This is a genomic window from Devosia riboflavina, from assembly GCF_000743575.1.
In the GTDB taxonomy this organism is placed as follows: Bacteria; Pseudomonadota; Alphaproteobacteria; order Rhizobiales; family Devosiaceae; genus Devosia; species Devosia riboflavina.
Window position 1 is genome coordinate 70,264 of the sequence record NZ_JQGC01000022.1, and the last position, 21,778, is coordinate 92,041.

Below are 21,778 nucleotides of genomic sequence, written 5' to 3' on the forward strand. Positions count from 1 at the left end.
TCCTCAGATGGCGGTGAGCGTTGAGACGGTGCGGCCAAGCCGCTCATTGGTGACGGTGACCGTGATCGGGCCCTTGCCGATGGTGCGCAGCCAGAAGCCGGTGGCGCCAGCGCGCAGCGGCACAAGGCCGGGGCCAAGACGCTCGGCGGCGCCCGATACTTCGATGGAGACAGGTTCCGGGAAGAAGGGGAGCTTCTTGCCCGACTGATCGAGCGCCCGGACCATGACGCGGACCGTATCGCCTTCGGCACCGAGTTCGGTGTGGTCGGGGATGACCTGAAGTTCGGTCGCGATCGGGTCGGAGATGAATTTTACCGTCTTGGCGACGGCGCCCTTCACATAGCCGGTGATGACGGCATCTTCCCAGGAGAGACCCCAGAGGCCGAATTCCTCGTCGGTCAGGTCCTCGCGCTTGATGATGACAGGAGCATGGGGGAGATGGGGATAGGCGGTGCGATCGGGACGGAAACGCTTGGGCGTGTTGCTGCCATAGGTCAGCTCGATCTCGTCGCAATTGGTGAGGATGATCAGCGGCAGGACGCCACCGATATTGCGCTCGCCGCGGGCCCAGAAGGTAACGGGCTTGAGGATGACTTCGTCCTCGGGCTCGCATTGGCTGGCATAGGCGTAGGCCGCAAATTTTGGCTCGCGAATCATATCCATGACGCCGTGGTGGCAGATGCGGTCGCCCGAGCCAAAATCCTTGTGGGTATTGTAGTCGAAGGCGCACCAGCCGATGCAGCCGGCGATCTGCGGATCGCCATAGGCGGCGTTCATCACGTCGAGGTGGCGGCGGACGTGTTCGGCCTGGCGCTGTTCCTGATCGTTAGACTTGGTGGGGTACATGTGCCCACCATATTCGGTGATCATATAGGGCACGACGCGGTCGAGGCCGGTGACTTCCTGCTGCGGGCGCAGGGGTGTGCGGGGGCGATTGCCGCCCAGTTCCTCGTTGCCGAGGATGAAGTCATTCATGGTGTAGACGTCTTCGAGCAGTTCGCTATCGGTGAGGTAGCGAACGCCGCCGGTCTGTCGGGTGGTGTCGAGTTCGTGCGCCAGCTTATTGGTGCGGACGTAGAAATCGTGGTCGTCCTGGCTTTCGTTGATGCGCACGCCCCAGATGACGATAGAAGGGTGGTTCCAATCACGGGTGATCATGCGGCGGACGTTTTCGACCGCTTCGTCCTTCCACTCAGCGGGGCCGATATGCTGCCAACCGGGGATTTCTTCGAACACCAGGAGGCCGAGTTCGTCGCAGCGATCGAGGAAATAGTGGCTCTGCGGATAGTGCGAGGTGCGCACCATATTGAGGTGCAACTGGTGCTTTAGGATTTCGGCATCCTGCACCTGGGCCGACTTGCCCATGGCATAGCCGGAATAGGGGAAGGACTGGTGGCGGTTGAGGCCCCGCAGTTTCAGCAATTTGCCGTTGAGCTTGAAGCCTTCGGTGGTGAATTCGGCGCTGCGGAAACCGAAGCGGAAGGCGGCGGTATCCTGGCCTGAGGCGGTGTCGATGGTGACTTCGAGCGTGTAGAGCGCCGGGGTCTTGAGGTCCCAGAGAGTGATGCCGGTGAGGTCGTCGAAGGCGAGGTTTACCGAGGTGCCCGTGATGGCGGCGTCGGTGGTCGCAATCTCGTTGCCGGAGGCATCCTTGAGAGTTGCGACCAGCGTGCCGGAGAGTGGCAGGTTTTGCGGATTGGCGAGATCGATGCGGGCGCGGACGGATTTTTTGTCGGCCAAGACATCAGGCGTTTCGATCTTGCCGTTGCCGACGAAGATGGGTGCGGTCACGCGCAGCCAGGCTTCGCGGTAGAGGCCGGCATAGGTGAGGTAGTCTATCCAGCCGCCGAAGGGCGGGATGGCGGGGTTTTCGCTGCCGTCGATGACGACTTTTACGACATTCTCGCCCGATTTCACGCGACCGGTGAGGCGGCCTTCGAAGGGAGTGTAGCCGTCCTTGTGGGCAGCGATTTCCTCGCCGTTGAGATAGACGCGGGAATTGGCCATGGCGCCGTCGAAGACGACGGAGACTTCCCGGCCCTGCCAGCTTTCCTCGGCATTGAAGCGCTTTTCGTAGGTGAATTCGCGCTGATAGGCCTTTTCGTCGAAATAGGAGAAAGGCAGATCCACCGCATTGTGCGGCAGACGGACGGTGTCCTTGCCTTCGAAGAGCCAGCCGGAATTGAAATCGATGAGAGGACGCATAGGGGTTCTACTTGACGGCGCCCAGCATGCCTTCGACGAAGCGGCGCTGGAGCAGGAAGAAAATGATGAGGGTGGGAAGGGTGGCGAAGATCGCTCCGACCATGACGACGCCGAAATCGGGCGTATAGGCGGAGGTGAGACCGGCGACAACGAGGGTGAGCGTCTTCATCTCATTGGTCTGGAGGACGATGAGCGGCCAGAGGTAATTGTTCCAGTTGGCCATGAAGACGATGATGGTGGCGGCCGCGTAAGTCGAGCGCATCACCGGCATATAGACATAGAGAAATATCTGCCACTCCTTGAGGCCATCGATGCGGGCGGCATCGCGCAGCTCGGAGGGGAAGGCCTTCGTCGCCTGGCGGAAGTAGAAGATGATGAAGATCGAGGCGACGGTGGGCAGGATGATCGCCTGATAGGTATTAATCATCTTGAAGTTGGCCATCATGATGAAGAGCGGGATCATCAGGGCGGCGAAGGGGATGGAGAGCATCAGCAGCAGCCCGCCGAAGATCTTTTCGCGGACCTTGCTGCGGAACATTTCGAAGCCATAGCCGGCGAGCGAGGAGACCAAGAGGGTCAGCGCCGTGCCGAGGCCGGCGATCAGGAACGAATTGAACAGGATGCGCGGCATATCGACGGAATTGAAGAACACCGAAATGTTCTGCAACAGGGCGCCGCCGGGGGTGACCTTGCCACGAATGATGTCGGCGGAAAGATTGGTCGCGCCGATCATCATCCAGAAGAAGGGAAAGACCGAAACGAAGGCGGCGACGATCAGCAGCAGATAGGTCGCAATGCGGCCGAGAAGGGCGAGAGGGTTGCTCATGTGCGGCGCTCTCTTGCGGCCAGGAACTGGATCAGGGTCAGGATGCCGACCATGACGACGATGACGTAGCTGACGGTCGCCGCATAGCCGAAGCTGGGCATGAACTTGAAGCTGAGGTTGTAGATGTAGAGCGACAGGGTGAGCGTCGAATCCGAGGGGGCGCCGGGGGTCGAGGGGATCAGGTTGGGCTCATCGAAGAGCTGCAGCGTGCCGATGGTGGAGATCACCGTCGTAAAGAGAATGACGGGCTTGAGCATGGGGACGGTGATGTACCAGAAGCGGGCCCAGGCGGGGACGCCATCGATCTTGGCCGCTTCGTAGATCGAGCGGTCGATATTCTGCATGGCGGCGAGATAGAAGATCATGTTGTAGCCGGTCCAGCGCCAGGTGATGGCGCTGATGATCACGACCTTCGACCAGAAGGGATCGGCCATCCAGGGGATGGGATCCGAGATGATGTGCGTGAAGAGCAGGAACTGATTGATCACGCCATCGGCGGCGAACATCGAGCGGAAGACGACGGAATAGGCGACGAGCGAGGTGACGCAGGGCAGGAAGATGGCGGTGCGGAAAAGACCCTTGCCCCAGAGCTTGCTGTCGTTGAGCGCATTGGCGAAGAGCATTGCCAGGACCAGCATGATCGGGACCTGGATGGCAAGGAAGGTCAGCGTATTGGTGAGCGCCCGGATGAAGACCGGATCCTGCGTCAGCCGCACGATATTGGCGAAGCCGCCGAAGCTGAAGGCCATGCCGCGGCCGACCTGAAAACTCATCCAGAGCGACCACAGGATCGGATAGATCATGAAGACGCCGAGCAGCACCAAGGCGGGCATGACAAAAAGCCAACCGCTTACCTGCTCGTTTCGCGCGAGACCCGATTGCGCCACGCTATTCTCCGTTGTTGTCACCACTGCCTGCCAAACCCGACGTCATTCCCGCGAAAGCGGGAACCTCCGTTGTGAAACGGGGTCCCCGCTTTCGCGGGGATGACACCGAGATAGGGTCCGCACCTCAGGCGCGGACCCGACATGACGGTTTTACTGGACCTGCTGGCGGACCTGGGAGTCGATGGCGGCGATGATCTCGTCGATATTGCCACCCGAGGTGATGTTCGGGATCTGGGCGGCGACGGCAGCGTCGGCTTCGTTGGTGAAGACGCCGTAGTTCACAGCCGGGATCTTGCCGAGCCAATCGGAGAAGTTCTGCCAGACGGGGGTGCCGCTGAAGAAATCGTCGCTGGCCTTGTAGGCTTCGCCTTCGCGGGCAGCGAGGAGCGAACCGAGAGCGCCCTGGTTGACGAGAATCTTCTGGTAGAAATCGACGTCCTTGCCCCAAATTTCGGCGAGGAAATCGACGGCTTCGGCCTTTTCGGCCGAGGAGGAGAGCACGTACCAGCTCGAGCCGCCGAGGTTGGAGGCGTTGGTCGCGCCTTCGACGCCATCGAGAGCCGGGATGGGGGCAATGGCCCACTTGCCGGACTGATCGGCGTTCGCCTTGATCGTGCCGACCATCCACACGCCGGTGAAGGTCGAGAGCGTGTCGCCCGAGGTGAACGAACCGGTATATTCGGTCCAGCCCGAGACGGGCTTGGAAATGCCGGCAGCCATCAGGCGCTGATAGGTCTCCATGGAGGCCTTGAGGACCGGGTTGTCAGCGATATGCACGCTGCCATCGGGATTGAAGTACCAGGAGCCTGCGGACTGCATCATGATGCGGAGCCAGCCGGCATCGTTGGGATCGATCGGCAGCAGGATGCCGCCGGTCTTTTCCTTCACGTCGGTGCCGATTTCGATCAGCTTGTCCCAGGTGATGTTTTCGAGATCGGCGGCGGTGTAGCCGGCCTCGCCCAGGAGATCGGAGCGGTAGAAATAGCCGGTGACGCCGGAGTCGAAGGGCAGCGAATAAGTCTGGCCGTTGACGGTGGCGAGTTCGACCTTGTAGGGCGCGAAGCCCGAGTAATCGACGGCGCTGTTGAGCGGCTCGAAGGCGCCCGGGAACGACTGCAGGTACTTCTGGGCGCCGTAGTCTTCGATCAGGACGATATCGGGCAGACCATCGGTGGTGCCCGAAGCGAGCTGGGCCTGGAGCTTGGTTTCAAGATCGGCCTTGGCGAAATCGACGATATTGACGGTCACATCCGGATGCAGCGCGGCATAGCGGTCGGCTGCTTCCTTCATGGTGGCGCCATTGAAGTTGGGGTCCCAGCACCAGACGGTGATTTCGACGGCCGAAGCGGCGGTGACGCTGAACATGCTGACGCTGGCCAGCGCGACGGCGGCCGCGCGCTTCCAGCCCGTGGACAAACGGGTCATTGCAATTCCTCCCTAGCGGGTGTTTCCTCTTCACCCGTAAGCAGAACCTTAACCGCATAAATCGCGGCGCGCAATAATTTCAGTAAATTTTTACTGCGTTATTTTTCAGGGGGTTGGCGGGTACTGCCACGCCAAACGAGTTTGGACGCCAGGGTGATCTGCTTGGCGAGTTCACGGCCGCCGACGCGTTCAAGCAGCAATTCCACCGCCCCTTCGCCGATTTCTTCCGCCGGAAGATGCACGGTGGTGAGGGGTGGATTGAGGAATTGGGCGACGGAAATGTCGTTGAAGCTGGCGACGCCGACATCGCCGGGAATGGTGAGGCCCATTTCGTGAATGGCGCGATAGGCGCCGATCGCCATGGAATCGTTGAAGGTGATGATGGCGTCGGGCGGGCGCTTTTCACTGAAAATTTCTTTGGTCAGGCGATAGCCGCCCTGCTCGGTATTGTCGCCGGAGCGGAACATGCGGTCGTCGAACCAGCCGGCCTTGGTCATCCACTGCACGAAAGCCTGGGCGCGGCGATCGCCCCAGCCGATATAGGCAATGCGCCGATAGCCCAGATTGGCGAGGGATTGCAGCAGCTTTTCCATGGCGAGGCGCAGGTCGGCCTGGACGGAATCGATCTGGTCGTCGGGGGGCGCGTGATCGGCAAAGACGAGCTGTTTGGCGTGGCGCTGGAGCCATTCGATCTCGTCCTCGTCGTGACGACCGATGGCGATGACCCCGGAGGCGCTTTGCAGCATGCCGGCATCGGGCTTGGCGTCGGTGTGGTAAACTTTTACCGTTTCGATCTTGAGCGCGGCGCAGCGACTTTCGATGCCGAGGCGCAGGGCGACGTAATAGGGATCGACCAGCTCCTGTTCGGGGCGCAGGAAATGCACCAGAGCGAGCTTGGTGAGCCCCTGAACATTGGCGCGATTGCGATTGCGCGGCGTCGCATAATTGAGCTTTTCGGCCGTCTCGATGATGGCCTGTCGCTTGCGGTTGGAGATCGACAGCGTCGTGTCGTAGTTGAGCACGCGCGATACCGTGGCGCTTGAAACGCCTACTGCCGCTGCGATTTCCTTGAGAGTGACCATGAGGGCGGAAGCTACAGCCGCAAAAGGCTGGCGGTCAACGGGATGTTCGCGACGACGAATGTGAGCATGGCCGCGTCGTCGGCGGGACTGTTCGCTTCGCCCGTTAGGTTCATCTGTGGAGATTTCATCTACGCGATGCTGCCCTCGGGTCAAGCCCGAGGGCCGGTGCAGGAGCCACGGCGGTTATGCCTGTGAAGCGTGGCCCTCGGGTCAAGCCCGAGGGCAGCACGGTGGTGGGTGGGAGGACATGCTCAACGCAAGCACTACATTTAGCTGGGGATTGCCGGCCCGTCCCGGCAATCCCGTCCGGGGCGGCATGGACCACCGGGACAGGCCCGGTGGTGACGATGGCGGGTGGATTTGGTTCGAGACGGGTTACTCCCGCGGGCGCACCAGCACCCTGCCCCGTACTTCGCCCTTGAGGATGCGGTTTGCCGCCTCTGGGAGGGCTTCGAGGCCGACTTCTTCCACCAGCGCGCCATAGGCGCTGATATCGAAAAGTTCGGCGACGCGCTGCCAGGCGGCGATGCGCTTTTCATAGGGCTGCATGACGCTGTCTATGCCGAGGAGGTTTACGCCGCGCAGCAGGAAAGGCAGCACATTGGTGTTGAGGGCAATGCCGGCGGTATTGCCGAGGGCGGCGACGGAGCCGCCATATTTGACCTGTTTCAGCACTTTGCCGAGCACATTGCCGCCAACGCAATCGATGACGCCGGCCCAGCGGGCCGGCTCGAGCGGTTTATCGGCATCGGCCAGAAATTCGGCGCGATCGAGGATGCGGGCGGCGCCGAGGGCGGTGAGCGCGGCCGAGTTTTCGGGGCGACCAGAGAGGGCCACACCAGAGTAGCCAAGGCGCGCGAGGAGCGCGATGGCGATGGAGCCGACGCCGCCCGAAGCGCCGGTGACGAGGACCTCGCCCGATGACGGGGTGAGGCCTTCAGATTCCAGGCGGATGATGGCGAGCATGGCGGTGAGACCGGCGGTGCCGACGACCATGGTATCGCGGGTGGTGAGGCCTTTTGGCAGGGGGACGAGCCAATCGCCATTGACGCGGGCGCGTTCGGAAAAGCCGCCCCAATGGGTTTCGCCGACGCGCCAGCCGGTGAGCACGACGGGATCGCCGGCGCGGTAGCGGCCATCGGAGCTATCGCGAACCGTGCCGGCAAAATCGATGCCGGCGACATGGGGAAAGGTGCGGACGAGACCGCCCTGCCCCGTCAGGCAGAGACCATCCTTGTAGTTGAGATCGGCCCAATCGATGTCGACGGTGACATTGCCTTCTGGCAGGCGGGAATCGTCGAGCGTCTCCACGGCATTGGCGACGCTGCCGTCCTCGGCCTTTTGCGTGACAAGGGCGCGAAAGCTCATGGGTCTGTCTCCTGAGGCCAATCCATCCCCAATGACACTGTGATGGAAGGGAGGGTTCTGTGTATCCCGGCAATATCCAGTTGGGCTCAATCTAGCGCGTTGCCGATCGAAGTCAAAAGGCTGCGCCGCCTCTTGTATGGAAGAGGTAACTACCTAGGCCATTGATATTAAATACCAAAATCGACAAACTGCGGGAGCCGAGCGAAATCGAGTTGACAGAATGCGCCCCTCGTCGGCACAGTATCGGCATCTAGGCGGGATCAATCCCCCAGGATCGGCCGGAGACGCGTCATGGGCCCATGGGCCCAGCCAGGGTATGTGGTCAAGCGCGCGCTACGCGGTACGTCTTCTGTCTGACCGAAACAAACACGGACAGATGCTCGTATCGGCCTTCTGGAGACCCCGTCAGGTACTCAACCGTGCGGTCGCGGTTGGCGGGCTTTCTTTCTCCCCCAGCTTCGACCCCGTTTCGATCCCGGCATACCGGGACGGGTTTTGCCGCCATTTTCGCGGCGGGGAGGATTTTGGCGATGGCCGAGGCGCTTGGCGTCAGCGGAGGAGTGTCGGTGGCGGAAGCGCTGCTTGCGCGGCTGCGCGCGGCCAGGGTTTCCGTGCCGGTCGACAGTGCATATGGCCAGGCGGCGCTCGATGAATTTGTTGCTTCCGGCGTGGCCTTTGTGGCGAGCTCGCCCGCGATGGAGCAGCGCTTTGGCGATGCGGTGCGGGAGCTGATTTCCTGCATCAAGCCGACGGCGGGGGACGCGGCTATCCTCAATGAGGGTGGTATCTACTATGGCTGCTGGCTGGAAAGCACGGGCACCATCAATGCCGAGCTGCTGTCGCGGTTTATTCCCAAAGTGGCTGGAGACACATTTGCCGGATTTGCGCGGCACCAGCGCGAGGATGGGCTGTTTCCCTATAAGCTGACGCAGACGGGGCCGGTCTTCTCGCAGATCCAGACGGTGACGCCGCTGGCGCGGTCGGTCTGGAACCATTTTTTGCTCAATGGGCGCGACCGGGATTATCTGCGGAAACTCTATGTCGCCATGGGGCGGAACGATGCCTGGCTGGCGCGCTGGCGCGACACGCGGGGGACCGGGGCCGTCGAGGCGTTTTGTGCCTTCGATACCGGGCACGATCTTTCGGCGCGGTTCTGGCATGTGCCGGATTCGCCGGAGGGGAATGATCCCAAGCGCTATCGGGCGGATAATCCGGTGCTGCCGTTCATTGCGCCCGACCTGACGGCGAATGTCGCCTGCCAGCGGGATTATCTGGCGCTGATGGCCGAGGAGCTGGGCGAGGATGGTGCAGCCTGGCGCGACAAGGCGGAGGCAAGCCGGACGGCGCTGTTCGAGCAGTGTTTCGATCCCGATGACGGGTTCTTCTACGACCTCGACCGCAATGGCCAGTTTGTCAGCGTGCAATCGGATGTGCTGCTGCGGGTGCTGGCCTGCGAGGTGGGGGACGAGGAGTTTTTCGCCGAGGCGCTGAGCCGGTATCTGCTCAATACGCGAAAGTTTTTTGCGAAATATCCGTTTACGTCGATCGCCTTGGACGATCCGCGGTTCGATCCGGCGTTTGACTATAATAGCTGGTGCGGGCCGACCAATTTCCTGACGCTGATCCGGGCGGCGCATGCTTTTGAGCATCATGGGCGACATGTGGAGCTGACCTGGATGATGCAGCCGATCTTGTCGGCGCTGTTCCGGGGCGAGCGCTTTGCGCAGACGATCAATCCGTTCAATGGGGCGATGGGTTTTACCGAGGTCTATTCGCCCAGCATCCTGTGCCTACTCGATTTCATCGAGCGGCTGACGGGGATTTTGCCGCGGCCGGACGGGACGCTGTGGTTTACCGGGCTCGTGCCCTATCAGATCGAACATCGCGATGCCTCTCATGCCACCGCCTATGCACGGCGGGTGGATGGGCGGCTGTTCGAGATGGTCAATGACGGGGTGACTCTTCGTGTTTTTCGCGATGGGGTGCCGCTGTTTTCGGCGCCCAGGGGTGTGCGGGTTGTCACCGACCGTGGCGGCAAGATCGAGGCGCTGATCGGGATGAGCGTGGCGACGATCAAAGGGACGCTCGAGATAGATGGCGCGGGGTTCGACTTCGCTATCGGCCCCAATGAGGTGCTCGCGCTGGAGCGCGGCGCCTTCGTGCAACAAAGCCCCTCGCGGCTAACCCATCCCACTTATTGATCGGAGGTTTTGCACCAAGAGCAGCAGCGCGAGATCACATCGGCCGGAATGCACAAGACAACTAAACGCATCCAGTTCTGACGTACGTAGCTCATATCGGGAGGAAACCATGAGCAAATTCAACCGCAGGCAGTTCCTGCACACCTCGGCCGGCTTTGCCGGCTCTGTCGCCGTCATGTCCGCCTTTGGCCGGCCGGCCTTTGCGCAGGACACCGCCGTGCGCCACTTCTGGTGGGGCAATCCGGAGCGCGACAAGCGCACCTTTGCCGTCATCGACATCTACAATGGCAAAACGCCGGGCGTGGTGGTTTCAGGGGAAACGCTCGGCTTTGCCGACTATTTCACCAAGCTGACGACGCAGATTGCCGGCGGCAATATGCCGGATGTGATCCAGCAGGGTTATGGCGTACTGTTCGAATATATCGCCAATGGCGCCGTGGTGCCGCTTGATGATTATGTCGGGAAAAGCCTCGATATTTCGAAGATGGACCAGAGCGCCATCGATGCCGGTACGGTGGGCGGGAAATTTTATGCGCTCTCGATCGGCGCGAATTCGCATATGGCGGTGTTCAATACGCGGCTCTTTGAAGAAGCGGGCGTGAAGCCGGGCGAGACGTTCGATCCCTTTGCCTATACCTATGACGAGCTGAAAGAGTTCGCGGCTGCGATCAAGGAAGCGACCGGGGTTGCCGGCACGGACGACAATACGGCGGACTACCAGAATTTTTCGGACTTCACCGTGCAGAAGGGCGCCAATCTCTACAATGAGGACGGCTCCTATGGTCCGACGCAGGAAATCGTCGAGGAATATTGGAGCACCTGGGCTGGGATTCGCGATGCGGGTGGCACGCCTCCGGGACCGGAATCGGCGGCGCTGGCCGGGGTTGCGGAACTGAGCCAGCTTGGTGTTGTGACCGGCAAATCGGCAATGTCCTATCTCTGGAGCAACCAGTTGGTTGGTGTGCAGGGGTTGATGCAGGATGTGCTGGGCGCGGCGGTCTATCCCAATACTCCGGCAATGATCCCGGGTTCGGTGATCCAGCCGAGCCAGTTCGTCTGCCTGACGCGCGACAGCGGCAATCCGGAAGCGGCGACGGCCTATATGAGCGCCTTCGTCAATGATCTCGATATGACAGCCGTGCTGGGGCTTGAGCGCGGCATTCCGTCCAACTCGGAAGTGCGTGCGGCGCTGGAGCCGAACCTGTCGCCGGCCGAAAAGGTGTCGGTGGAATTCTTCGACCGGATCCAGGGCAAGACGGCCCCGCTGACCGCGCCGCCGCCGAGCGGTTCGGCAGAAGTGGAGCAGACGTTCGAGCGTCTTGCTGTGTCGGTGCTGCTTGGGGAACGTTCGATCCCAGAGGTTGCGACTGACTTCCTCAATCAGGCCAAGGCGATCCTGGCTCGCGCCTAAAAGCCTGACCCTGCCCGCCGCCCTTTCCCTGGAGGGCGGCGGGTGTTTTTTAGTCCTCGGTGTCATTCCCGCGAAAGCGGGAACCCCTGTTTGAAACGGAGGTCCCCGCTTTCGCGGGGATGACACAGTGGGGGAGGAGACTTGGAGCGAATGCTTAGGTTTTTCAGACGCAATTTCGCCGGCTATGCCTTCTTATCGCCCTGGCTGATCGGGTTTTTCCTGCTCGCTATCGGGCCGATCCTGGCTTCGCTCTATCTCAGCTTCACCAAATACAATGTGGTCCGGCCGCCGCAGTGGATCGGCTTGGACAACTATTTTTATATGTTCCAGATGGATCAGCGTTTTTGGAAAGCGCTGCAGGTGACGTTCAGTTTCGTCGTCATTTCGGTGCCGCTGAAACTGATCTTCGCGCTGGGTGTGGCCATGGCGCTGGACAAGGGTATTCGGGCGATTGGGTGGTATCGGGCGCTGTTTTATCTGCCGTCGATCCTCGGCGGGTCGATTGCGGTCGCGATCCTTTGGCGGCAGCTCTTCAACTATGACGGGGTGATCAATTCGATCCTGCGGCTCTTTGGCGGGGATGGGCCCTATTGGCTGAGCGACCCAAAATATTCGCTGTGGACGCTGATCGTGCTAGCGATCTGGCAATTTGGTTCGCCCATGCTGATCTTTTTGGCGGGGCTTCGGGCCATTCCGCAGGAGCTATATGAGGCGGCGGAGATCGATGCGGCGGGGCCGGTGCGGAAGTTTTTCGCCATTACCGTGCCGCTCCTGGCGCCAGTGATTTTCTTCAATCTCGTGTTGCAGATGATCGAGGCGTTCAAGAGCTTTTCGGGGGCTTTTATTATCTCCGGCGGAACCGGGGCGCCGCTCGATAGCCTGCTGTTCTTTACCGTCTATCTCTATAACGAGGCCTTCAGCTTCCTCCGCATGGGTTACGCCTCGGCGCTGGCCTGGGTGCTGCTGCTCATCATCGCCCTCTTCACCGCGATCGCCTTCTGGACCTCGAAATATTGGGTCCACTACGAGAACGAGAGGGGCTGAGCCATGACTGAGGCGACCATTACCCCTGCTATGCTCAGCACTGCCGAAGTGGCCCGCGCCTATCGTGAGGCGAAGGCCAAGCGGGCGAAGCGCGCGGCGCTACTGAAACATGTGTTTTTGATCGTGACCTCGCTGATCATGATCTATCCGCTGCTCTGGATGCTCGCGAGTTCGCTCAAACCCGATAACCAGATCTTTGGCGATCTCGGGCTGTGGCCGCGGGAGTTCCAGTGGCAGAATTATTGGGCCGGGTGGAACGCCCTGCCCGTGAGTTTTACGACGTTTTTCTGGAATTCGACCGTTGTCACCGTCCTGTCGGTGATCGGCAATGTCATCTCGTGTTCGTTTGCCGCCTATGCCTTTGCGCGGCTGGAGTTTTCGGGGAAAACCATCTGGTTTGCGCTGATGATGATGACGCTGATGATCCCTTATCACGTCGTGCTCATTCCCCAATATCTGCTGTTTTTGAACCTTGGCTGGGTAGACACCTATCTGCCGCTAATCGTGCCGCGGTTTTTGGCGGGGGATGCGTTTTTCATCTTCCTGATGATCCAGTTTTTCCGGCAATTGCCGCGCGAGCTGGATGAGGCGGCGATGATCGATGGGTGTTCGCCGTTCAAGATCTATTGGGCTATCATCATGCCGTTGAGCCTGCCGGCCATGGCGACGGCGGCGATCTTCTCGTTCATCTGGACATGGGAAGATTTTCTGGGGCCGCTCGTCTATCTCAACGACATGGAGGACTACACGGTGCCGCTGGCGCTGCGCAGTTTCATCAGTTCGGACGGGGTCAGCCAATATGGCCCGATGTTCGCGATGTCGATCCTCTCGATCCTGCCGATCATCCTGTTTTTCGTTATTTTCCAGAGACTTATCATCCGCGGCATTGCCATGAGCGGGCTAAAGTAGGAGTTTTGCCATGGCTGCAGTTACCCTTTCAGAAGTTCGCAAGGCCTATGGCAATGTGGCGGTGATCCATGGGATCGACCTGGCCGTCAATTCGGGGGAATTCCTCGTGCTGGTCGGGCCTTCGGGCTGCGGAAAATCGACGCTGCTGCGGATGATTGCCGGGCTCGAGGAGATCACGGACGGGACAATCGCCATTGGCGACCGGATCGTCAACGACCTGCCGGCGAGCCAGCGCAACCTCTCCATGGTCTTTCAATCCTATGCGCTCTATCCGCATATGAGCGTGCGGAAGAACCTGGCCTTTGGGCTCGTGAACCTGCGCATGCCACGCGACGAGATTGATCGGCGGGTGGCCGAGGCGGCGCGGATTCTTCGTATTGAAGAATTGCTGGAGCGCAAGCCGCGGCAGCTTTCGGGCGGGCAGAAGCAGCGTGTGGCCATTGGTCGAGCGATCGTGCGGGAGCCGCAACTATTCCTGTTCGACGAGCCGCTGTCGAACCTCGATGCGGAATTGCGGGTGCAGATGCGGGTCGAATTGGCCAGCCTTTACAATCGCTTGGGCACGACGATGATTTATGTGACGCATGATCAGGTCGAGGCCATGACGATGGCGACGCGGATCGTGGTGCTCAACAAGGGGCGGATCGAGCAGGTCGGGACGCCGTATGAGCTCTATAATGCGCCGGCGAACCTGTTTGTCGCGACGTTCATCGGCTCGCCGAAGATGAATGTGCTGGCAGGGACGGCGGCGGGTGGCAGGGCCGAGATTGCGGGGCTCGGGATGCTGGACCTGCCCGGCGGCATTTCGGCTGATGGCCAGATCAGCATTGGGGTGCGGCCGGAACAGGTAGTGATTGGCGCGGGCGATCTCACTGTTTCGGGGACGATTACGCTGGTCGAATATCTCGGGAGCGAAGTGTTCCTCTATGTTCGGCTCAATTCGGGCGACACGCTGCTGGTGCAGGCACCGGGGCAATCGCAATACAAGATACACGACTCCATCACACTGGGGATAAATTCCAAAGAGGCGCATTATTTCAATGGGATGGGGCTGAGGTTGGGGTGAAGAACACCAGCAACCTCCGTGTCATTCCCGCGAAAGCGGGAATCTCCGTTTCGGCGCCTAAACAGGGGTTCCCGCTTTCGCGGGAATGACACCGTGGTTTTTGGGAATTGCAGCGTTGTGTTTCGTAGTTTCTGATGGCCAGAGATCCCCTGTTTTCAGGCCTTTGTGACGAAACTGTTGCATCTCGCTTGATTGGTTCAGGTTTTTTGATAGACAATTGTTGTCCATCATCTGAAAGCCTAATTCCCTATGAGCCGCAATTTTCTGGTCGTCGATCCCGAAGAGGATATCGAGGTTCTGAAGGGGTTGGCGTCGCCGATCCGGGTGCGCATCCTGAAACTGCTGCATGTGGAGGGGCCGCTGAATGGCAATGATATTGCCGACAGGCTGGACCTGCCGCAGTCGACCGTTTCGACCAATATCCAGATTCTTGAGACTGCGGGGCTGATCCGGACGGAGACGCAGAAGGCGCGGAAGGGCAATCAGAAGATTTGCCACTCGACGTTCGACGAAGTGCTGGTCATGTTCAAGGAGGACATGACCCCGCTCAAGTCGAACTCGATCGAGGTGGCGATGCCGCTGGGGCTCTATACGAGCTGCGAGGTTTCGGCGCCGTGTGGGCTGTGTTCGACCGAGGGGATTATCGGGCTCTTGGACGTGCCGGAGACCTATTTGGAGCCCGACCGCATGAAGGCGGGGCTCATCTGGTTCACGCGCGGCTTTATCGAATATCAGTTTCCCAACAATGCCAAATTGGCGCAGAACACTATTGAAGTGCTTGAATTTGCGCTGGAATTGAGTTCGGAAGTGCCGGGGACATCGGCAGACTGGCCGAGCGATATTACGCTATCGGTCAATGGTACCGAGATCGGGACCTGGACATCGCCGGGAGATTTTGGCGACAAGCGCGGGGTCTATACGCCGGACTGGTGGAAGCTCAAGGGCAGCCAATATGGCAAGCTCAAGAGCTGGCGGGTGACCGGGGAAGGCACTTATGTCGATGGGGTGAAGATTTCGCCGGTGTCGCTGGTGGATCTGGATCTCAGCAATCATCACTCGATCCGGTTGCGGATTGCGGTGAAGCCGGATGCCAAGCATCCAGGCGGGATCAATATTTTTGGGCGTGGTTTTGGGAACTATGACCAGGATATTATTATGCGGCTGCAGACGGCGCGGTAGGACCAGGAGTGCCCGACCTCGTGGTTCGAGGCTGCGCTACGCTCCGCACCTCACCATGAGGTCTTCGGGAAGCGCTTTTACGCTTCCCAGCGCCAAAGCCAAAAATCATACAAAAGTGCGCGGGGCAGCTTCACAGGGCGTGTTTCGTCCTGTACAACCGATTTACTGATACAAATCAGAAAAACAGATTGTATGGGAGGACGAGGGTGAAGGCGTCTGTCGTAGCGAATAAGGATTACACGATCTCCAAAATTGATGATCGTGTCTATGGGGCATTTCTCGAGCACCTCGGCCGCGCCATTTATGAAGGCATTTATGAGCCCGACCACCCGACGGCCGACAAGGATGGCATGCGTGGCGACGTCGCCAAGCTCGTAAAGGACCTCAATGTACCCGTGGTGCGCTATCCCGGGGGTAACTTTGTTTCCGCCTATAACTGGGAAGATGGCGTCGGACCGCGTGAAGAGCGCCCGGTTCGTCTCGATCTCGCCTGGCATACGTCCGAGAGCAATGCCGTTGGCGTGCACGAATTTGCCGACTGGTGCGCCACTGTCGGTACCGAGATGATGCTGGCTGTGAACCTTGGTTCGCGCGGCGTCGACGAGGCGCGCAACTTCCTCGAATATGTCAATCATCCCGGCGGTTCCTACTGGTCCGACCTGCGCATCAAGAATGGTCGCAAGGAACCGTGGAACGTCAAAATGTGGTGTCTCGGCAACGAGATGGACGGCCCCTGGCAGGTCGGCCACAAGGATGCGCATGAATATGGCAAGCTGGCAGCCAACACCGCGCGCGCCATGCGCATGTTCGACAAGAACCTCGAACTGATCGTCTGCGGTTCGTCGAACTCGGATATGCAGAGCTATCCCGATTGGGAACGCATCGTCTTGGAGCACACCTATGATCATGTCGATCATATCTCGCTCCACATGTATTTCGCCAATCGCGATAACAATACGCCGAACTATCTGGGCTTAAGCGAAAAGCTCGACACCTATATCGAGACCGTCGCCTCGACGATCAAGCAGGTGAAGGCCAAGCGCAAGTCGAAGAAGGATGTCTATATTTCCTTCGACGAATGGAACGTCTGGTACCATTCGAACAAGAAGGATCGCGAGATCCTCGATGGCAATGGCGGCTGGCCGCACGCGCCGGGTCTGCTCGAAGATATTTATAACTTTGAAGACGTGCTGATGGTGGGGTTGATCCTCAACACCTTCATCCGTCGCTCGGATGTGGTGAAGATCGCCTGTATCGCCCAGCTCGTGAATGTCATTGCGCCGATCATGACCGAGAAGGGTGGCCCGGCCTGGGCACAGACGATCTACTACCCGTATTTCTTCGCTTCGGTGTTTGGTCGCGGCACGGCGTTGCAGCTCGTTACCAATTCGCCGGGCTATGAAACGACCCATGCTAAGGACACGGCTTATGTCGACGTTTCGGGCGTGCACAATGAAGAAGAGGGCACGCTGAGCTTCTTCCTCGTCAACCGTCACACCAGCGAAAGCATCGAGACGGAAGTGAGCCTGCAGGGCTTTGCCGGCGGCACTGTGATCGATCATCAGGTGATGACGCATCCGGATTTGAAGGCCGTCAACACGGCTAGGAATCAGGATGAAGTGAAGCCGAAGAAGGGCGAAGACGCCAAGGTCGAGGGCGGGAAGCTCTCGGTGAAGCTGCCGCCGTATTCGTATCAGATGGTGCGGGTGAAGCTGTAGGGCTGAACTGCGAACTTCGCGTTCGTGGCCACCCCCACCCTTGATCCCTCCCCACAAGGGGGAGGGAGACGAAGGAGCCGCGACATTGAGGGTGGGTGGACGAGAGCCACCGAGCGCCTAGTTGCGTCCTGACTTGGTTAGCAGACTGTTAGCATTCACCGGCTCCCAACGGTGAAAATGGAGGCACATCGGCGACGGTGTGCCTCTTTCCTTTTTATATCATGTTATCCGATTTGTATCATACAAGCGATTGACATCCCCTACCCCCTGGTTAAGTATGACTTATGACGGCGCTGGAGGGCGCCGATGCGGAATGCGGGAGGCATTTCGCCCATGGGAGGATACAGAATGGATAGACGTAGTTTCCTGATCGGAACGACGGCGCTCGGCGCCCTTATGGCTGCCGGCAAGGGCCTGGCCTTTGCCCAGGAAGCCGAGGGGACGGCTCCCGACCTGGCGCAGTTCCCGCGTAGCGAAACGGTGATCGTGCACAATCCCGAAGGGATCATCCGCAATCCGGCATGGTTCAACCTGTGGGCCGTGGGCGCGGGCAATGGTACGTCCAACGGGTTGCACCAGTTGACCACGGATACGCTCTGGTTCATCGATCCCGATGCCGGCGTCGAAGGCGCCAGCGAGAACGCGGTCTACAATTCGCTCGCCGACGACCTCTGGCAGTATAATGAAGACTTCTCGGAAATGACCGTGAAGCTCAAGCAGGGCATTTTCTGGAGCGACGGCGTCGAATTTACGGCCGACGACGTGGTGTTCACGGTGCAGAAGCAGGCGGCGACGCCCGGCACGCCTTATAATGGCGCCTTCTCGAACCAGGTCGCCGAAGTCACCGCACCGGACAAGTACACGGTGCACTTCAAGCTCAACAAACCCAATTCCCGCTTCCATGCGCTGTTCTCGGTGCGCTGGACCGCCGCCTGGATCATGCCCAAGCATGTCTATGAAGGCGTGGAAGATATTCTCAGCTACGACGCGAACCCGCCTGTCAGCATCGGGCCGTATACCCTGCACTCGTTCGATCCGAACGGCACCTGGTACATCTGGCAGAAGCGCGAAGACTGGCAGCGCACGGCTATGGGCATGATTGCCGAGCCGAAGCCGAAATATGTCATCTATCGCAACAATATTTCGACCGATAACCGCCTGATCGAGATCCGCAACGGCAATCTCGACATGGTGCACGACCTGACGCCGGAAGGCACATTCTCGGTGGTGCAGCAGGATCCGCAGATCCAGGGCTGGTTCCCCGGCTTCCCCTATGCCCATCCCGATCCGACGCTGGTGATGGCGATCTTCAACCACCAGAACCCGAAATTCCAGGACAAGCGGGTCCGCTGGGCTCTGGCGCTGATGCTCGATGCGCGCGCCATGTCGATGGCTTCGTATCGCGGTGCGGCAACGCTTTCGGCCATTTCGGTGCCGCCGACGGGTACGCATCCGCGCGACTACCATGCGCCGCTGCAGGAATTTCTTGCCAATTACGAGATCGACACCGGCACCAGCAAGGTGAAGCCCTACGATCCGCAGATCGGCGTGCAGATTGCCGACATGGTTCGCGGGCAGTTTGGCGACGCCGTGCCGACGGACGAAACCGCGATCCGCAACGCCTTTGGCTATGGCTGGTGGAAGCAGAATATTCCGGCAGCGGAAGAACTGCTGACGGCGGCCGGCTTCACCAAGAACGGCAACCAGTGGATGCAGCCTGACGGCACGCCATTCACCTTCTCGGTGATGGTGCCGCAGGAAGGCGTGGTCAACCGTCTCGGCGTGATCATTGCCCAGACCTGGGCCCAGAACGGTATCGGCGCGCAGGCCGAAGTCGACGCCGACACCTGGGGACGCCAGCGCGTGGGCAATTACGAGTGCAATATCGCCTGGGCCGTGGAAACCTGGGGCGGTCACCCCGACCTGTCGTTCTTCATGGACAGTTATCACTCGGCCTATGTCGCCGAGCCGGGCGCTTCGCAGCCGGACCGCAACTGGATGCGCTGGAAGGATCCGCGTCTCGACGAGATCATCGAGAAGATCCGCGGTATCGACTTCAACGATCCCAAGGGCGTGGAATACGGCCATGACTTCGTGAAGCTGCATCTCGAAGAAATGCCGAATATTCCGATCATGGCCTACAACGTGTTCTCCATCCAGTCGAACAAGTTCTGGACCGGCTGGCCGAACGCGGAAAACAACTATGCGAACCCTGTGACCAACTGGTCGAACGGTCGGTACATCTTCACGCAGATCTCGCCGGTCGCAGGGGCATAGTCAGCGTCCTCCCGGACGGTCCGGCGCAAGCCGGGCTGTTCTGGGCAGCGCAGGTGACTGCGCTGCCCACGTTTTGCTTCCTGCGGGGAACACCGGAAGGAAGGGCGGCACGATGCTCCCTTCTCCCCTTGCGGGAGAAGGTGCCCCTCCGGGGCGGATGAGGGGTATTCGGCGCTGTCACTAATTCCTCTGCGGAGGAGAGAACCCCTCACCCTGGATTTTCGCTGAACGCGAAAATCCGGTCCCTCTCCCGCAAGGGGCGAGGGGAGGCCCGGTGATGGGACGACTAGCACGGACGTTGAGGAGTTCCATGCAAGGGTATCTTTATTTCGTGGCGAAGCGCGCGCTGCTGATGTTGGCGGTGATATTCTTCGGCGTTTCGGCCATGTTTCTCGTGACGTATCTTTCGCCCATCGACCCTGTGGAACAGGTGCTGGGACGGCTTTCGGCTAGATCGAACCTGTCGCCTGAAGCCATTGCATCGACGCGCGAGGCGCTGACGGCGATGTTCGGGACCGGGCAGCCGATGCTGACCCAGTATTTCAACTTCTGGACGCGATTGCTGCAGGGTGACCTTGGCGCGTCGCTGATGGCTTTCCCGACGCCGGCAATGGAGCTGGTGATGCGCGGCATGCCCTGGACGCTGGGGCTGTTGCTCAGCTCGACCATCCTCACCTTCATCATCGGCAACCTGATGGGCGGGCTTGCCGGCTACTTTCAGAACAACCGGTTCTTCAAGGCCTTTGGCATCGTGACCATGGGCCTGCAGCCGATCCCCTACTATATCGTCGCCTTCATCATCCTGATCATCTTCGGCTTCCTCTGGCCGGTGCTGCCGATTTCGGGCGGGTTCAGCATGGATGTGCGGCCGGGCTGGTCATGGACCTTCGTGTTCTCGGTGCTGCAGCACTCGCTGCTGCCGGCGTTCTCGCTGGTGCTCGTCGGGCTCGGTGGCTGGTTCATCGGCATGCGGGCGTTGGTGTCGAACATCGTGACCGAGGACTATGTGACCTATGCCGAACTGGCCGGGGTCAAGCGCGACACTATCGTGGGCGCCTATGTGATGCGCAATGCGCTGGTGCCGCAGGTGACGGCGCTCGCCATGACCATTGGCGGCGTCTTCTCGGGCACGATCATCACCGAGCAGGTGTTCAACTATCCGGGCATGGGCTCGCTGCTGGTCGATGCGGTGAATGCCGGCGACTATTCGACCGTTCTCGCCGTCTGCACGGTTTCGATCACCGCCGTCGCCTTTGCAATCTTTGTCGTGGACCTGCTGCACCCGCTGCTCGATCCGCGCGTTCGGGCGGAGTAGAGCCATGTTCGCCGTTTTTCGCGATCTCATCCGCTACAATGCCGAGTTTACCATCGGGCTGATCCTTGTCGGGATCATGGTGATCTTCGCGTCGCTCTCGTTCTTCGCGCCGATGGATCCGACGCTGATCTACATGGCCATCCCCGACCAACCGCCTTCGGCGCAGTATTGGTTCGGCACCAATTCGCGTGGCCAGGACCTGTTCTGGCAGCTTTCGGCGGCGTTCAAGAACAGCCTGATCTTTGGCGTTACCGTTGCCGTCTTGAGCCGCATCATCTCGATCACGGTGGGGCTGGCGGCCGGCTATCTCGGCGGCTGGGTCGACCGGGTGCTGATGTTCATCAACGACATTTTCGTGTCCGTGCCGATCTTCCCGATCCTGGTGCTGTTCTACTTCGTGCTGCGCAACAGCATGGACAGTTTCACCATGGCGCTGATCCTGGCGTGTTTCGGCTGGCCGTTTGACGCGCGCCTGATCCGCTCGGTGGCGCTGGGGCTAAAACATCGCGAGTTTACGCGGCATGCCGTGTTTGCCGGGATGTCGACGCGAAAAGTGCTGCTTGAGGAGCACCTGCCCTATGTGATGCCGATCGTGTTTTCGACCTTCATGAACAACATGCTCTGGTCGATCGGCATGGAGGTGACGCTGGCCGTGCTGGGGTTCACCAATATCAACAACCCCACTATCGGCACCGTTCTCTACTGGGCCAATTCGCACTCGGCCATGGTCGTCGGGGTGTGGTGGTGGATCGTCATTCCGGTGATCCTGATCGTCATGACCTTCCTGGGGCTGTTCCTGCTGGCTGTCAGCATGAACGAATATATCGACCCGCGCAGCCGCCTGCGCCGCATGGGGGCTTGAGGC

At 60.0% G+C, this 21,778-nt stretch carries 16 protein-coding genes; 10 read left to right on the forward strand and 6 right to left on the reverse strand.

Annotated features, from left to right (window positions below; all coding sequences use genetic code 11):
* Positions 1 to 3: 3 nt before the first annotated feature.
* The 6 genes from JP75_RS19360 to JP75_RS19385 all read right to left on the reverse strand — a co-directional run bounded on the left by JP75_RS19360 (position 4) and on the right by JP75_RS19385 (position 7,793).
* A complete protein-coding gene (locus JP75_RS19360; RefSeq protein WP_035086136.1) occupies positions 4 to 2,205 on the reverse strand; it encodes a glycoside hydrolase family 2 protein in 2,202 nt (733 codons plus the stop codon).
* Positions 2,206 to 2,212: 7 nt separating this feature from the next.
* Entirely contained in the window at positions 2,213 to 3,031 is an 819-nt protein-coding gene (locus JP75_RS19365; RefSeq protein ID WP_035086138.1) for a carbohydrate ABC transporter permease, read from the reverse strand.
* Positions 3,028 to 3,864 carry a carbohydrate ABC transporter permease gene (locus JP75_RS19370; RefSeq protein ID WP_084587801.1) on the reverse strand — a complete coding sequence of 279 codons (837 nt, stop codon included), beginning with the start codon at positions 3,862 to 3,864 and terminating at the stop codon, positions 3,028 to 3,030. Before JP75_RS19370 ends, JP75_RS19365 begins: the two co-directional genes overlap by 4 nt.
* Positions 3,865 to 4,068: 204 nt before the next feature.
* Entirely contained in the window at positions 4,069 to 5,343 is a 1,275-nt protein-coding gene (locus JP75_RS19375) for an ABC transporter substrate-binding protein (RefSeq protein ID WP_035086140.1), read from the reverse strand.
* Between the two features lie 98 nt (positions 5,344 to 5,441).
* The gene (locus JP75_RS19380) at positions 5,442 to 6,425 is read right to left on the reverse strand and encodes a LacI family DNA-binding transcriptional regulator (protein ID WP_035086141.1); all 984 of its coding nucleotides are present in this window, start codon (positions 6,423 to 6,425) and stop codon (positions 5,442 to 5,444) included.
* A gap of 375 nt (positions 6,426 to 6,800) precedes the next feature.
* Entirely contained in the window at positions 6,801 to 7,793 is a 993-nt protein-coding gene (locus tag JP75_RS19385) for an MDR family oxidoreductase (protein WP_035086142.1), read from the reverse strand.
* A gap of 530 nt (positions 7,794 to 8,323) precedes the next feature.
* Here JP75_RS19385 and JP75_RS19390 point away from each other — a divergent pair.
* The 10 genes from JP75_RS19390 to JP75_RS19435 all read left to right on the forward strand — a co-directional run bounded on the left by JP75_RS19390 (position 8,324) and on the right by JP75_RS19435 (position 21,775).
* Positions 8,324 to 9,994, forward strand: coding sequence for an MGH1-like glycoside hydrolase domain-containing protein (locus JP75_RS19390; protein WP_051960939.1), 1,671 nt, complete (start codon positions 8,324 to 8,326; stop codon positions 9,992 to 9,994).
* A gap of 109 nt (positions 9,995 to 10,103) precedes the next feature.
* Positions 10,104 to 11,405 (forward strand): ABC transporter substrate-binding protein, encoded by a 1,302-nt coding sequence (locus JP75_RS19395; protein ID WP_035086144.1) that lies wholly within the window; start codon positions 10,104 to 10,106, stop codon positions 11,403 to 11,405.
* 150 nt (positions 11,406 to 11,555) lie between these two features.
* Positions 11,556 to 12,449, forward strand: coding sequence for a carbohydrate ABC transporter permease (locus JP75_RS19400; protein WP_035086145.1), 894 nt, complete (start codon positions 11,556 to 11,558; stop codon positions 12,447 to 12,449).
* A 30-nt stretch (positions 12,450 to 12,479) separates the two neighbouring features.
* The gene (locus JP75_RS19405; RefSeq protein ID WP_051960940.1) at positions 12,480 to 13,358 is read left to right on the forward strand and encodes a carbohydrate ABC transporter permease; all 879 of its coding nucleotides are present in this window, start codon (positions 12,480 to 12,482) and stop codon (positions 13,356 to 13,358) included.
* Positions 13,359 to 13,368: 10 nt separating this feature from the next.
* Complete coding sequence (locus JP75_RS19410) at positions 13,369 to 14,424, forward strand: ABC transporter ATP-binding protein (protein ID WP_035086147.1); 1,056 nt, start codon at positions 13,369 to 13,371, stop codon at positions 14,422 to 14,424.
* Positions 14,425 to 14,673: 249 nt separating this feature from the next.
* Positions 14,674 to 15,603: an ArsR/SmtB family transcription factor gene (locus JP75_RS19415; RefSeq protein WP_035086149.1), complete on the forward strand. Its 930-nt coding sequence runs from the start codon at positions 14,674 to 14,676 to the stop codon at positions 15,601 to 15,603.
* Between the two features lie 206 nt (positions 15,604 to 15,809).
* A complete protein-coding gene (gene arfA, locus JP75_RS19420) occupies positions 15,810 to 17,321 on the forward strand; it encodes an arabinosylfuranosidase ArfA (protein ID WP_035086150.1) in 1,512 nt (503 codons plus the stop codon).
* A gap of 396 nt (positions 17,322 to 17,717) precedes the next feature.
* Complete coding sequence (locus JP75_RS19425) at positions 17,718 to 19,598, forward strand: ABC transporter substrate-binding protein (protein WP_035086178.1); 1,881 nt, start codon at positions 17,718 to 17,720, stop codon at positions 19,596 to 19,598.
* A 310-nt stretch (positions 19,599 to 19,908) separates the two neighbouring features.
* Complete coding sequence (locus JP75_RS19430) at positions 19,909 to 20,913, forward strand: ABC transporter permease (RefSeq protein ID WP_035086151.1); 1,005 nt, start codon at positions 19,909 to 19,911, stop codon at positions 20,911 to 20,913.
* A 4-nt stretch (positions 20,914 to 20,917) separates the two neighbouring features.
* Positions 20,918 to 21,775: an ABC transporter permease gene (locus tag JP75_RS19435; RefSeq protein WP_035086152.1), complete on the forward strand. Its 858-nt coding sequence runs from the start codon at positions 20,918 to 20,920 to the stop codon at positions 21,773 to 21,775.
* Positions 21,776 to 21,778 lie beyond the last annotated feature (3 nt).